Origin of the sequence: Myxococcus sp. MxC21-1, from assembly GCF_032612255.1 — a bacterium.
Taxonomy (GTDB): domain Bacteria; phylum Myxococcota; class Myxococcia; order Myxococcales; family Myxococcaceae; genus Myxococcus; species Myxococcus virescens.
Genome location: NZ_CP123278.1, coordinates 1,575,217 through 1,587,832, shown reverse-complemented (window position 1 = coordinate 1,587,832; position 12,616 = coordinate 1,575,217). Strand labels below are relative to the sequence as shown.

Annotated in this window: 11 protein-coding genes and 3 pseudogenes; 12 read left to right on the top strand and 2 right to left on the bottom strand. The window is 70.0% G+C overall.

The genetic code is table 11. The features are described from left to right. The first annotated feature begins 1 nt into the window (after position 1). Both QEG98_RS07525 and QEG98_RS07520 read left to right on the top strand, forming a co-directional pair. On the top strand, positions 2-784 hold the full coding sequence (locus QEG98_RS07525) for a TatD family hydrolase (protein ID WP_316566229.1): 783 nt from the start codon (positions 2-4) through the stop codon (positions 782-784). 558 nt (positions 785-1,342) lie between these two features. After that, positions 1,343-3,015 (top strand): annotated as a pseudogene (locus tag QEG98_RS07520) (M3 family metallopeptidase). Between the two features lie 111 nt (positions 3,016-3,126). On the opposite strand, the gene QEG98_RS07510 reads toward QEG98_RS07520, so the two are convergent. Next, on the bottom strand, positions 3,127-3,405 hold the full coding sequence (locus tag QEG98_RS07510) for a hypothetical protein (protein ID WP_316566227.1): 279 nt from the start codon (positions 3,403-3,405) through the stop codon (positions 3,127-3,129). 249 nt (positions 3,406-3,654) lie between these two features. On the opposite strand from QEG98_RS07510, the gene QEG98_RS07505 reads away from it, so the two are divergent. The 7 genes and pseudogenes from QEG98_RS07505 to QEG98_RS07475 all read left to right on the top strand — a co-directional run bounded on the left by QEG98_RS07505 (position 3,655) and on the right by QEG98_RS07475 (position 8,766). Then, a complete protein-coding gene (locus QEG98_RS07505) occupies positions 3,655-3,882 on the top strand; it encodes a hypothetical protein (RefSeq protein ID WP_090484587.1) in 228 nt (75 codons plus the stop codon). 14 nt (positions 3,883-3,896) lie between these two features. Further along, positions 3,897-4,844, top strand: a complete 948-nt coding sequence (locus QEG98_RS07500; protein ID WP_316566226.1) for an amidohydrolase family protein — start codon at positions 3,897-3,899, stop codon at positions 4,842-4,844. Between the two features lie 159 nt (positions 4,845-5,003). Next, complete coding sequence (locus QEG98_RS07495) at positions 5,004-5,381, top strand: response regulator (RefSeq protein ID WP_011551495.1); 378 nt, start codon at positions 5,004-5,006, stop codon at positions 5,379-5,381. Positions 5,382-5,470: 89 nt separating this feature from the next. Next, positions 5,471-6,292: an ABC transporter ATP-binding protein gene (locus tag QEG98_RS07490; RefSeq protein ID WP_020477755.1), complete on the top strand. Its 822-nt coding sequence runs from the start codon at positions 5,471-5,473 to the stop codon at positions 6,290-6,292. Beyond that, a pseudogene (locus QEG98_RS07485) lies at positions 6,289-7,943 on the top strand (hypothetical protein). Before QEG98_RS07490 ends, QEG98_RS07485 begins: the two are co-directional and overlap by 4 nt. 38 nt (positions 7,944-7,981) lie before the next feature. Next, positions 7,982-8,296, top strand: coding sequence for an alpha/beta fold hydrolase (locus tag QEG98_RS07480; RefSeq protein ID WP_316566225.1), 315 nt, complete (start codon positions 7,982-7,984; stop codon positions 8,294-8,296). Further along, the gene (locus tag QEG98_RS07475) at positions 8,287-8,766 is read left to right on the top strand and encodes an alpha/beta fold hydrolase (protein ID WP_410477977.1); all 480 of its coding nucleotides are present in this window, start codon (positions 8,287-8,289) and stop codon (positions 8,764-8,766) included. Before QEG98_RS07480 ends, QEG98_RS07475 begins: the two co-directional genes overlap by 10 nt. Before the next feature lie 64 nt (positions 8,767-8,830). Here QEG98_RS07475 and QEG98_RS07470 read toward each other — a convergent pair. Then, positions 8,831-10,088, bottom strand: a pseudogene (locus tag QEG98_RS07470) (vWA domain-containing protein). 134 nt (positions 10,089-10,222) lie between these two features. Between QEG98_RS07470 and QEG98_RS07465 the strand changes: the two are divergent. The 3 genes from QEG98_RS07465 (at position 10,223) to QEG98_RS07455 (ending at position 12,532) form a co-directional block, all read left to right on the top strand. Continuing rightward, the gene (locus QEG98_RS07465) at positions 10,223-11,122 is read left to right on the top strand and encodes a histone deacetylase (RefSeq protein ID WP_316566224.1); all 900 of its coding nucleotides are present in this window, start codon (positions 10,223-10,225) and stop codon (positions 11,120-11,122) included. A gap of 75 nt (positions 11,123-11,197) precedes the next feature. After that, positions 11,198-11,914: a hypothetical protein gene (locus QEG98_RS07460; RefSeq protein ID WP_228558094.1), complete on the top strand. Its 717-nt coding sequence runs from the start codon at positions 11,198-11,200 to the stop codon at positions 11,912-11,914. Positions 11,915-12,154: 240 nt separating this feature from the next. Then, entirely contained in the window at positions 12,155-12,532 is a 378-nt protein-coding gene (locus tag QEG98_RS07455) for a peptide chain release factor family protein (protein ID WP_090484601.1), read from the top strand. Positions 12,533-12,616 lie beyond the last annotated feature (84 nt).

Below are 12,616 nucleotides of genomic sequence, written 5' to 3'. Positions count from 1 at the left end.
AGTGCCCACCCCACCGCCCATCTTCGACGCCCACCTCCACCCGGAGAGCCTGAGCGACCAGGATTTGGAGTCCATGCGCTTCTTCGGCGTGGAGCGGGCGCTGGTGGTGGCGCACCACTTCCCGGAGCCCACGTCCAAGGCGCTGCTGCGGCACTTCGACGACCTGGTGGAACGCCAGCTCCCCCGGTTGGAGCGTCTGGGCATCCGCGCCTACGCGGCCCTGGGTGTCCACCCACGCTGCATCCCCCGGCGCGGCTTGAGCGAGGTGTTGTCCGCGCTGCCTGACTACTTCCAGGGCGGGCGCGTGGTGGCCCTGGGCGAGACGGGCCTGCACACAGGCGGCGAGGAGGAAGAAGAAGCCTTCCTGGAGCAGCTCGCGCTGGCCCGCAGCCTCAAGCTGCGCGTGGTGGTGCACACCCCCACCACGGACAAGGAGCGCCACACGCGGCGCATCCTCACGCTCCTGCGGCAGTCGGGCCTGCTGCCCTCGCGCGCACTGGTGGACCACGCCAACGCCCGGACGGTGCGCACCATCCTGGAGGTAGGCCACTGGGCCGGGCTGACGCTGCACCCCGAGGCGCTCAAGGCCGAGCGCGCGGTGGTGCTGGTGCGGCGGCTGGGCAGTGAGCGGCTGATGCTCAACTCCGACGCGGGCGACGGCGCCGGGGACATCCTCGGCCTGGCGCGCGCCGCCAACCTGCTGACCAAGGCCAACCTGTCCGCGCGCATCGTCCGCCGCATCACCCACGAGAACGCCGCTCGCTTCTTCCAGGTGAGCGGCTGACGCTCGCGCGGCGCCGTACCGCCACCGTGGCCGGCGCCCGTTGCCCCGGGTCTGCCATCCTCCGGGGCGGAATCTTGCGATGAAACGGCGCGCTCTTCGTCATTCCCATCAGGAGCACGCAGCGGAAATAGGCCGGTCCCCCGCACGTTGCCCCCTCACCCGCGCTGGGAGTGGCATTTGCACCGCTTGGTCGTCTTCGTCGTCAGCCTCGCGCTCGCAGGCTGCGCTGGCTCGTCCTCCGCCCAGCGCCCTGCGTCATCCACCGAACCTCCGGTGCCTTCCGCGCCGAGCCCCTGGAGCCTGACGCAGGACGCCAACTGACCGCCCCCCGGGCGCTTCCTGGCGGCCTGCCTGTGCGATGTGCAACGGGCCTCGGCGCGCATCAACGCCTTGCTGTCACTGCCCGAGCCCCGGAACGTGGAGGCGGCCCTCACCGCCTACGACGACGCCATCGCACTGCTGGATGACGCCAACGGCCGCGCGGGCATCGGCGCCAACACCCACCCGGACGCCGCGTTCCGCGCGGCGGCGGCGCGCTGCGCCCAGGCCGCGGATGGCATGCGCACGGACGTGTCGCTCAACCCCCACGTCTACGCGGCCCTGGCCGCGCTGGACCTGAGCGGGCAGGACACCGCCACCCAGCGCTGGGTGGACCTGGTGCTGCGAAACTTCCGGCGCGCGGGGGTGAACCGGGACGAGGCCACCCGCGCGCGGCTGCGCGAGCTGAACGACGCCCTCACCCAACTGGGACAGGCGTTCAGCCAGCACATCCGCGAGGACGTCCGGCACGTGGACGTGGCCCCCGAAGCGCTGGAGGGCCTGCCCGACGATTACATCCGGGACCATCCGCCCGGGCCCGACGGCCGGGTGCGCGTCACCACCGACGCCTCCGACGCCCTGCCCGTCCTGACGTACGCGCGCGACAGCAGCGCACGCGAGGCGCTCTGGCGCGCGGGCCAGCAGCGCGGCCATCCCCGCAACCTGGAGACGCTGACACGCCTGCTCCAGACGCGTCACGACCTGGCAACGCTCCTGGGCTATCCGAGCTGGGCCGCCTACGCGTCCGAGGACAAGATGGTCCGGCACCAGCACGTGGCCGAGGACTTCATCGAACAGCTCGCCACCGCCACCACCACGCGCGTGCAGGACGATTACACCGCGCTGCTGGAGCGCAAGCGGCGCGACGTGCCCGGTGCGTCCCGCGTGGAGCCGTGGGAGCAGACCTACCTCAAGGAACAGGTGCGCGCGGAGCGCTACCACTTCGACTCGCGCGAGCTGCGGCCCTACTTCGAATACACGCGGGTGAAGCAGGGCGTGCTGGACATCACCTCGCGGCTCTTCGGGCTCACCTACCGCCGCGTCCGGGATGCACAGGTGTGGCACCCAGACATCGAGGCCTGGGACATCTACGAGGGCCCCACGCGCCTGGGGCGCTTCTACCTGGACATGCACCCGCGCCCGAACAAGTACGCCCATCCGGCGCAGTGGGACCTGGCCACCGGCCGCGCGGGGAGGACGCTTCCCGAGGGCGTGCTGACGGGCAACTTCCCGCGTCCCGGCGCCCACCCCGCGCTGCTCCAGCACTCCCAGGTGCAGACGTTCTTCCACGAGTTCGGTCACCTGCTGCACCACGTCCTCGGCGGCCGGGCGCGCTGGGCCGGCCTGTCCGGCTCGCGCACGGAGCGCGACTTCGTGGAGGCGCCCGCCCAGGTGCTGGAGGAGTGGGCCGGCGCCCGGAGTCACTCCAGACGTTCGCCCGGCACGTCGTCACCGACGAGCCGCTGCCCACGGAGACCATCCTCCGGATGCGGCGCGCGGACGCCTTCGGCAAGGGACTGTGGCTGCGCCAACAGCTCTTCTACGCGGCCGTCAGCCTCCAGCTCCACGCGAGCGACCCCGCCGGCGTGGACACCACCGCGCGGGTGAACGCGCTCCAGGAGCGCTACATGCCCTTCCCCGCAGTGGACGACACCTATGCCCATCTCTCCTTCGTCCAGCTCGACGGCTACTACTCCTCCGCGTACTACGCCTACCTCTGGTCGCTCGTCATCGCCCGGGACCTGCTCACGCCGTTCCTGGAGCACGGGCTGATGGACAGCTCCACCGCCCAGCGCTACCGGGACACCGTGCTGGGTCCGGGCGGCTCCCGTGACGCGGCGGACCTGGTCCGGTCATTCCTGGGCAGGGACTACGGCTTCGAGGCGTACACCCGTTGGCTGGACGACGCCTGACGCTGCTCGTCAGGGCCTGTAAAAACCAAGGGCCCCACGATGTGAATCGCGAGGCCCCTTGGGTTGTGAATCCGTCAACCCGTTGACACTCCGCTCACGCGGCGTCAGCGCTCAGTGCACCGCGGGTGCGGACACCGTCTGCTCGGGCTGCAGGGTGATGCCCTGGGAGCCCGAATCGAAACGGACCTGCACGGGGACGCCCTGATAGCGGTACTGCGCCAGGGAGTCAGCCGCCTCGTCGAGCTGGCGCTGATAGCGCTCCTCGAGCTCCACGGCGATCAGCAGCATCGTCTCGCCCGCGTCCTCGACGCCCGGGCGGTACACCTGGCACCGCTGGAACCGCGCCCAGCGACCGTTCTCCATCTTCACCAGCTCGCCGTCGTAAGCCATGCGCAGCTCCTCTGCCGTAAATCCAACGGAAAGCAATGTAGGGCCGGATTAACTCCGTGTCATCCCCCCACTTGAAAATTCGTCAAAAGCCTGAAACTCCAAGGGGTTATAAGCACAATTGGCGGGCATCCAGGCGAGCAGCCAGGGCAACTGCTCAAAAATGTAAATTGAGCGGGCCGTCAACGTGGTTAAGGCCGGCCTCGCGGGGCGGTGGCACGGGAGCAGTGCGTCACCTATGCTTTGGGGGAGATGAAGCTGCCCGGACTGTTCCGCAAAGAGCGCACCACCATCCAGGCTGCCGACGCGCAGGACCACGCCGAGCGGCTCCTCGCCGAGTCGCTGCGCATGCTGGGCCAGGTCTGCGCCAAGGTCGCGGACGCCATCGAGGCGCAGCGGCTGTCCCGCCAGGGGTACACGCACAACACCTACCTGCGACGGACCGACGGCGACGAGGACGACACCGTCAAGAAGGCGTAGACGGGTGGCTCGCCATGGCCACCGACTCCGACGCTGACGTACCCGTCCCCTGCCTGGCCTCCGCGCCCACGTGGCGGGACGCTGGCATCCGCATGCCCATGCCCGCCCTCCAGGACACGGAGGGCCCCCGCCTGCCCGAAGGGCTGCCTCCCGTGGTGGACGCGCACGTCCACCTCTTCCCGGACCGGGTGTTCGACGCGGTGTGGCGCTGGTTCGACCAGTACGGCTGGCCCATCCGCTACAAGCTGCACACGCGGCAGGTCGTGTCCTTCCTCCTGTCGCGAGGTGTCCACCGGGTGGTGGCGCTGCATTACGCCCACCGGCCAGGCATGGCCCGCGCGCTCAACGCCTACGTGGCGGAGGTGGCCCGGGAAGAGCCGCGTGTGCTGGGGCTCGCCACCGTGCTCCCGGGCGAACCCGATGCCACGGCCGTGTTGGAAGAGGCGTTCGACGCGGGCCTGTGTGGGGTGAAGATTCACTGCCACGTTCAATGCTTCTCACCTGACGCGCCGCACCTTCACGAGGTGTATGCCGCGTGCGCGAAGGCGGGCCGCCCGCTCGTCATGCACGCGGGGCGGGAGCCCTCCAGTCCCCACTACCCTTGCGACACCTACGCGCTCTGCGCCGCGGAGCGGGTGGAGCGCGTGCTGAAGGACCATCCCACGCTGAAGCTGTGCGTGCCCCACCTGGGCGCGGACGAGTTCGACGCCTACGCGCGGCTGCTCGAGCGGTACGACAACCTCTGGCTGGACACCACCATGGCCCTGGCCGGGTACTTCCCCGTCCCCATCCCCCGCCGCGCGCTGGAGGTCCGGCCCGAGCGCATCCTCTACGGCACGGACTTTCCCAACATCCCCTACGCATGGGACCGTGAGCTGCGGACGATGCTCGGGATGAAATTGGATGACGCGGTACTCGCGGGCATCCTGGGGCAGAATGCACTCCAGCTGTACGGAGCGTGAGCCCCGTGGCCCCCCGGCCCCGGATGCAAGCCTCGTCCTCACGGGCCGTTCGCTGTTGAAAAGCATCGGGGCCCCTTCCGGAATGGAAGAGGAGTTCCCATCATCCTGCCCATAGAATTTCGCGGCGCCACACCCAGCCGCAGCTTCCGAGGCCCTGCCATGTCCCACATCCTGGTCGTCGATGACGACGCGAGCCACCGCACGCTCATCTGCGATGCACTCGAGGAAATGGGCTATCCCACGGTTCAAGCGGCCAACGGTCGTGAGGCGCTGGACCTGCTGGAGGGAGACATGCCCTCCGCCGTGCTGCTCGACTTGCGGATGCCAGTCATGAGCGGCTGGGGATTGCTCGACGCACTCAAGAAGATGCCCCGTGCGCGGGGGCTGCCCATCATCATCATCTCCGGCTACGGCTTCGAATGGGAGGCCGAGCTCGTGGGCGCCGCGGGCTACATCTCCAAGCCCGTGGACCTGGACAAGGTGCGGATGACGGTTCAGCAGATTGCCGGTCCGCCTGAGATGTCGCTCGTCCACTGAGACGGCACCGTAGGGCCAGCGGGCATCCCCCTGTTGACGGGTGGGGATTGTCCCCCGGTGCCGGGCTCGGGTGAGATGGAGGACATTCCATGATGCCCTCTCCCACTGATGACCTGGCGGTCGACGCCCGCGGACTGCAGAAGCGCTTTGGCGGCTTCAGCGCGCTCAACGGCCTGGACCTGCAGATTCCCCGCGGCGCCTTCTACGCGTACCTGGGCCCCAACGGGGCCGGGAAGTCCACCAGCATCGCCTTGCTGACCGGGGTGTACGGTCCCGACGCGGGCTCCATCCGCATGCTCGGGGTGGACGCGGTGGCCAGGCCCATGGAAGTGAAGCGCCGCGTCGGCGTGGTGCCGGAGGAGCTGAGCCTCTTCGAGCGGCTCACCGGCCGGCAGTACCTCACCTTCTGCGCGCGCATGTACGGGCTGGACGGCGACGAGGCCGCCGCGCGCGCCACCGAGCTGCTGGAGCTGACGGAGCTCACCTACAAAGCGGGCGCGCTGGTGGCAGAGTACTCCAAGGGCATGCGCCGGAGGCTCGCCATCGCCGCGGCGCTGATCCACGCGCCGGAGCTGGTGCTGCTGGATGAGCCCTTCGAGGGCATCGACGTGCTGGCCGCCGGCGTCATCCGCGAGCTCCTGCGCGAGCTGAGCCGCCGAGGGGTGACGCTGCTGCTCACCACGCACGTGCTGGAAATCGCCGAGCGGCTGGCCACGCACGCGGGCATCATCCGCGGCGGCCGGATGCTGGACCAGGGGCCGGTGGGCTCGCTGCTGTCGCGTTACGAGTGCCCGTCGCTGGAGGCGGTGTTCGAGAAGCTCATCTCCGTGCCGGCCTCGCGCAACGCGCGCCTGTCCTTCTACGGTGAGGCGCCCGCGTCCGTGACGCCGCTGCGCCAGGAGACCGCATGAGCCGCCCCGCCGTGCCCGGCTTCTTCCGGCACCTGTGGCTGCTGTGGGGGCTGCGCTTCGACATCGGGTTGAATCAGGGCCCCGGACGCAGCCGGCTGCTCGCGGTGGCCGCCTTCGCCGCGTCGAGCGCGCCGGGCCTCTTCCTGGGCCTGACGTTCTTCGCGCTGATGCGGCTGCGGCCCATCGCGGAGAGCGACGTATGGCCCTACTTCATCCTCAACCTGCTGTGCTTCGTCACCTTCTCGGTGTGGGTGACGTGGCCACTGTTGTCCGCGGGTGTGGATGACCACTCCGAGCTGAGCCGCTACGCCGCCTTCCCCATCTCCCCCTTCCGGCTGCTCATCGCGTCGACGGTGGCCAGCCTCTTCGAGCCGCGCGCGCTCGTCTTCTACGCACCACTCACCGGGGCCGCGCTGGGCTTCGCGTCCGTCTACGTGCTGTACATGCCGTGGCTGGCGGTGGTCCTCTACGTCCTCTTCGCGCTCCTGTGCGCGGCCTGGAGCCGGGTGGCGCTGTACGCCGTCATCAACGTGCTGAGGGAGAAGCACAGCGCGGAAATCATGGGCGGAGGACTGGCGCTCTTCCTCCTGGGCGCGTCGTTCATTCCGCCCATCGACACCTCGTGGCTGACGGCAGTGGGCGAGGCGGGCGTGGACGCGCTGGACATGTCCCTCATCATCAACGCGGCGGTGGCGCTGGGCCGCGTGCCCCCGGGTCTCTTCGGAGACGCGCTGGCGCAGCTCGCCTGGCACCGGCCCCGGGTGGCCATGCTCGAGGCGGCGGCGCTGCTCTTCTTCGCGGGCGTGGGCATGGCGGTGGCCTACGCGCTGCTGATGCGCTTCCACCGGCAGGCGGGCCGCGCGGGGGCTCGCGCAAGGACTCGGGGGACAGCAACCCGTTCGCCACCACGCGGACGCGCTACACCACGCTGGTGACGCGCGAGGCCCTGGACCTGTGGCGCAACCCGCGCGCGCGGCTGCTGGCGTCGGTGCCCTTCATCCTGGCCATCCTGCTGAAGCTGCTGTCCGGAAGGGACTTGTTCGTGTTCCTCCTGGGCGGCTCGGCGGATGCGTGGCTGATGGGGGGCCTGTGCATCTACGGCGCGGTGGTGATTGCGTCCACGTTCTCCCAGAACACCTTCGCGTACGACGGACAGGGCTTCGCGGCCTTCCTGGCGGCGCCCCTGGACCTGGCGGACGTGCTGCGCGCGAAGAATCAAGTGCAGGGCGCGGCGGCGCTCGGGATGGCGGCGATGGTGGCGCTCTTCTACCGGGTGTACTTCGGCTTCGGCACCGGGCTGGACATGCTGTGCGCCATGGCGGCCGTGGGAGCCGTGGTGCCCATGCTGCTGGCCGCGGGCAACTTCCTGTCGCTGTACTTCCCGGTGAAGTTCCACGCGAGCCTCAAGCGGCGGGACAAGGTTCCGCTGACGGCCTCCATGCTGGGCATCCTCGCGGCCAGCGCGGGCTGCATGCCCTTCGGCTGGGCGCTCAAGCTGGCGGGCAAGGAAGGGCCCACGTGGCACACGGCGGCGATGATTCTCCTGGCCGCCGCGTTGAACGTGGCGCTGTATCGCGGGGTGCTCCCCCTGGCGCTGCGGCTGCTGGAGCGGCGGCGTGAAGTGGTGCTCCAGGCGGTGACGCGGGAGTAGCGCGCGCGGCCTTCCCGGGGGTGATAGACGGAGGGGCCATGCCCATCGCCGAGCTGAACGGACAGGGAATCTACTTCGAGGACTCCGGTGGAAACGGCCGGCCCATCATCCTGGGCCATGGTTTCCTCATGGACCACCGGATGTTCGACGCGCAGGTGGCGGCGCTCGCTCCCGAGTTCCGCGTCATCCGCTGGGATGCCCGCGGCTTCGGGCAGACACGCTGGGACGGCAAGCCCTTCACGCCGTGGGACTCGGCCGCGGACTGCGTGGCGCTGCTGGACCACCTGGGCATCGAGCGGGCCGTCGTGGGCGGCATGTCCCAGGAGGCTACAGCGCGCTGCGCGTGGCGCTGAAGCACCCCGAGCGCGTCCGGGCGCTGGTGCTGATGAGCACCCGGGGCACCAACGACGACGCGCCCACCCGCGCCGCCTACCAGCAGTCCGCCGACATCTGGGAGACGCAGGGCCCCATCGACCCGCTGGTGCAGGGGCTGGCGCAGGCCATCATCGGGGACACGCGCTACTTCGACACCTGGCTGCCACGCTGGCGGCAAATCCCCGGCGGACACTTCGCCAACGCCATCCGCTCGCTCATCGACCGGGACGACATCTCCGGGCGGCTGACGGAGATTCGCTGCCCCGCCATCGTCTTCCACGGACTGGAGGACCACGGCATGCCCCCGGTCCACGGCGAGCACCTGCACCAGACGCTGCCCGGCAGCGTGCGCTTCATCCCGGTTCCCGGCGCCGCGCACGCGGCGAACATGACGCACCCGGAAGCCGTCAATCCAGCGCTGCTGGAGTTCCTGCGCGCCCACGCCTGACACGCGAAAGCCGCGGACGCCTCCAAGCGCGCCCGCGGCTTCCTGTCCCCCGCTTCGCTGACGCTCAGTAGGCGATGTTGTAGCGGGCGGCCTGCGCCTTCACGCCCTTCATCACGTTGGCGTCGAAGGCGTCCTCCTTCTCGGGGGCGTTCTTCGTCAGCCACGCCTCGCGCTCCGCGGCCAGCGTCTCCGCCTTCTTCTCCAGCGCCTTCTTCTCCTCGGAGAGCGCCTTCACCTTCGCGACCTGCGCCTCCTTGGACATGCCCTTGAGTTCGGAGGAGCTCGTCCGCTTTCACGCCATCCAGCGCGGACGGCGCCTCCACCAGGTCCACCGCGCCGCCCACCGCCTTGGGCGCGCTGCTCGCGGGGGCGCCCGCGGCCCCACCTCCGCGCGTCTTCTTCATGTAGCTGATGCGCTCGGCCGCAGCCTCCGGCGCCAGCGCCCCCATGGAAGCGGCGCGCGCCATGTTCTCCGCCTGGACCTCCCTGCGACCCGTGTAGAGCGTCTTGGTGGCCAGCTCCGCGTTCACCTTCGCCAGCTCTGCGTCATACGGCGTGGCGACGGCGACCATGCCACCGCCCTGGTCAATGGAGTCGAAGGTGCCGTCCGTCAGCTTCGCCACGAACCGCCACGACGCCTCCGTCTCGGCATCCCCGCCGCACCGCACGGTGTTCACGACGATGTGCTTCTCCCGGGCCTTCTTCGCCCAGTGCTTGAAGTCCCAGTCGTCGTTGCGCTGCGCCGGGGGCGCGTCCCCCACCAGGAAGATGGCCTTCATCACCTCGCGGTTCTTGCTCCAGGACAGCTTGGACACGGCCTCGCCCAGCCCGCGCCCCACGTGCTCGGGCGTATCCCCGCCGCCCCCCGCCTCGAACTTGCGCAGGTTGGCGAACACCGTGTCCAGGTCGTCGCTCAGGTCGAAGCGCTTCGTGACGTAGTCGTCGCCCACGTCGCGGTAGGCCACCAGCCCCACCTTCAGGTGCGGCGTCGGACGGCCCTGCGCGATGCGCGAGGCGATGGAGTAGATTTTCCGCTTCGCCCCCTCCAGCAGCCCGCTCATCGAGCCCGTCGTATCCAGCACGAACACCACTTCAATCTCCGGCCGGGCGGCGGCGGGGACCTGCTGCTGGGACGGCGCCGGCTGCGCGGGCTTCTGGTTCGGAGCGGGCTTCGCCTGAGCGGCCGGCGTCGTCGTCTTGGCGGGCGCGGGCTTCTCCACGGGCTTGAAAATCGGGCTCTCTTCGGCCAGGGACAGGGCAGCGGACAGAGCGGTGACGAGCGCGGCCGACAGCGCGGCGCGCGACAGGGACTTGCGGTCCATGGCGTTCTCCAAGGGGAAGGACGACGGCGAGGTTCGAAACGAATGACTCCGCCCCCGGGTCTACGCCTCCGGTCGATTTCTCACGCGCGCCGCCGGTTGCACCCGCCCGGCCCTGGCGTTAGGGCTCCCTCCGCGTGCGCGTCTTCCATTCGGACAGCTACGAAGTCCCGTTGCCTCCCGGCCACCGCTTCCCCATGGAGAAGTACCGACTGCTGCGCGAGGTGCTCCTGGAGCGGGGCGTGCTCTCCCCGGAATCCCTCACCGAATCCACGCCCTGCCCACGCCAGGACCTCGCGCGCGTCCACACGCCCCGCTACCTCGACGCGCTGTCCCAGGGCACCCTCACCGACGCCGAGCAACGGCGCCTCGGCTTCCCCTGGTCCCCCGAGCTGGTGCGGCGCTTCTCCGCCGCGGTGGCGGGCACCCTCGACGCCGCCCGCGCGGCGCTCCAGGACGGCATCGGCGGCAACCTCTCCGGCGGGACGCATCACGGCTTTCCGGACCACGGCGAGGGCTTCTGCGTCTTCAATGACATCGCGGTGGCCATCCGCGCGCTCCAGGCCTCGCGCGACATCCGCCGGGCCGTGGTGGTGGACCTGGACGTCCACCAGGGCAACGGCACCGCCGCCGTCTTCACCGGCGACGACTCCGTCTTCACCTTCTCCATGCACGGAGAGAACAACTTCCCCTTCCGCAAGCAGCCCTCCCACCTCGACGTGGGCCTGCCGGACGGAACGGGAGACGCGGCCTATCTGGACGCGCTCGCCCTGCACCTTCCCGAGGTGCTCGACAGCGCGGGCGCCTGCATCCTCTTCTTCCAGGCGGGCGTGGACCCGCTCACGGAAGACGCGCTGGGACGGCTGTCCCTCACGCACGCCGGATTGAGAGCGCGCGACAGGCTGGTGCTGGAGGCGGCACGCCAGCGAGGCATCCCCGCGGTGCTCACCCTGGGCGGCGGCTACGCGAAACCCCTGTCCGCCACGATTGATGCACACGTGGGCACCTATGAAGTGGCCCGTGCGCTGTTCCGCTGAGCCCGCCTGCTCTGGAGCGGCTTGCCCGGGTGCCACGGTGGACGGATGCTGGCACGCACCAGGAGATTCAAGAACATGACCCCATCCCTCCGCCGGTCCCTCATCGGGGGCCTGTTCCTCGTCGGCAGCGCGCTCGCATTGTCCTGCGGCAGCGACGGGCCCTTCTTCCGCATCGCCTTCGACCTCCCCGACACCCTCACCGCCATTCCGGGCGAGAGCCTTCCGGTGGACATCACCGTGCGGCGAGAGGGCGACGACCAGAGCGCGTTCCGCCTCAACCTCCAGAATGCGCCCGAGGGCGTGACGCTCACGCCGGAAATCGTCCTGCCCGAGGGCGAGCCCAGCGTCACCGCGACCGCCACCTATTCGGTGGCGCAGGACACGCAGGCCCGGGGCATGATGCGCGCCCTGCTGATGGCCACCAACGCCACGGAGACGTTCGCGGCCAGCGCCAACATCTTCCTCGTCATTCTTCCGCCCCCCGTGGCCCAGCCGGACTTCTCCGTCACCATCGAGCCGCGCCAGCTGGACCTGTTCGCCGGTCAGAACGAGAAGGTGCGCATCACCGTGACGCGGGCGGAGGGCTTCACCGGCCCCGTCACCGTCGCCCTGGAGTCGCCCACCCGCCGCATCAGCATGCCCACCGTCACCATCCCCGCGGACCAGACGTTCGTGGAGCCCTACATCGACACCGACCGCGGCATGACCCGCGTGCCCGTCGCCGCCTCCATCACCGCCACCAGCGAGGACGGACGGCAGGCCAGCACGGGCACCACCATCAACGTGCGCTAGCACCACCTCGCGAGGCGCACGCCGCAGCCCTCCAGAGCGGCCCACGGCCCCGGGGCCCCCCCACTGGCATCAGGGGGCCTCGTCCCGGAGCCGCCTCATGCCCGAATCCATTCGAGAGCCCACCCCGGCCAACCTGAAATCCCCCGTCAGACGGATGACGGAGCCCCGTCCAGCGCCGGGGCCTGCACGCACGACAAGCGGTGCACGAAGGGGCCTGGGAGGGATACCTTGAAGACAGCCATGAGCATTTCACCCACCCGCCGGCAGGCCGCGCTGGACGCCCTCAAGCTGGACGACGAGTCCCTCCTGAAGGCGTGTGAGGTGGACTACTTCATCGCCTCGGGCCCCGGGGGCCAGCACCGCAACACCACCGCCAGCGGCGTGCGCCTCACGCATGCCCCCACCGAGCTGTCCGTCAGCGCCACCGAGCGCCGCAGCCAGGCGCAGAACAAGGGCGTGGCGCTGGAGCGTCTGCGCGAGGGACTCAAGGTCCTCACCTTCGTGCCCAAGGTGCGGCGGGCCACCAAGCCCACCGCCGGCTCCAAGCGGCGGCGCCTGGAAGGCAAGAAGCGCACCTCCGAAAAGAAGGCCCTGAGAAACAGCAAATCCGGCTGGTAACCCAGGGTCCATTCGGACTCCAGTCACCCTGTCGCCGGACAGTCAGGGTGCGCCTAAAGTTTGCGGGCTCGCAGACGTTGCGAG

Excerpts from the sequence above, each read along its gene's own strand:
- QEG98_RS07510 (WP_316566227.1), bottom strand. The coding sequence starts at position 3,405 with ATGGCTTACGACGGCGAGCTGGTGAAGATGGAGAACGGTCGCTGGGCG.
- QEG98_RS07505 (WP_090484587.1), top strand. The coding sequence starts at position 3,655 with ATGAAGCTGCCCGGACTGTTCCGCAAAGAGCGCACCACCATCCAGGCT.
- QEG98_RS07500 (WP_316566226.1), top strand. The coding sequence starts at position 3,897 with ATGGCCACCGACTCCGACGCTGACGTACCCGTCCCCTGCCTGGCCTCC.
- QEG98_RS07495 (WP_011551495.1), top strand. The coding sequence starts at position 5,004 with ATGTCCCACATCCTGGTCGTCGATGACGACGCGAGCCACCGCACGCTC.
- QEG98_RS07490 (WP_020477755.1), top strand. The coding sequence starts at position 5,471 with ATGATGCCCTCTCCCACTGATGACCTGGCGGTCGACGCCCGCGGACTG.
- QEG98_RS07480 (WP_316566225.1), top strand. The coding sequence starts at position 7,982 with ATGCCCATCGCCGAGCTGAACGGACAGGGAATCTACTTCGAGGACTCC.
- QEG98_RS07460 (WP_228558094.1), top strand. The coding sequence starts at position 11,198 with ATGACCCCATCCCTCCGCCGGTCCCTCATCGGGGGCCTGTTCCTCGTC.
- QEG98_RS07455 (WP_090484601.1), top strand. The coding sequence starts at position 12,155 with ATGAGCATTTCACCCACCCGCCGGCAGGCCGCGCTGGACGCCCTCAAG.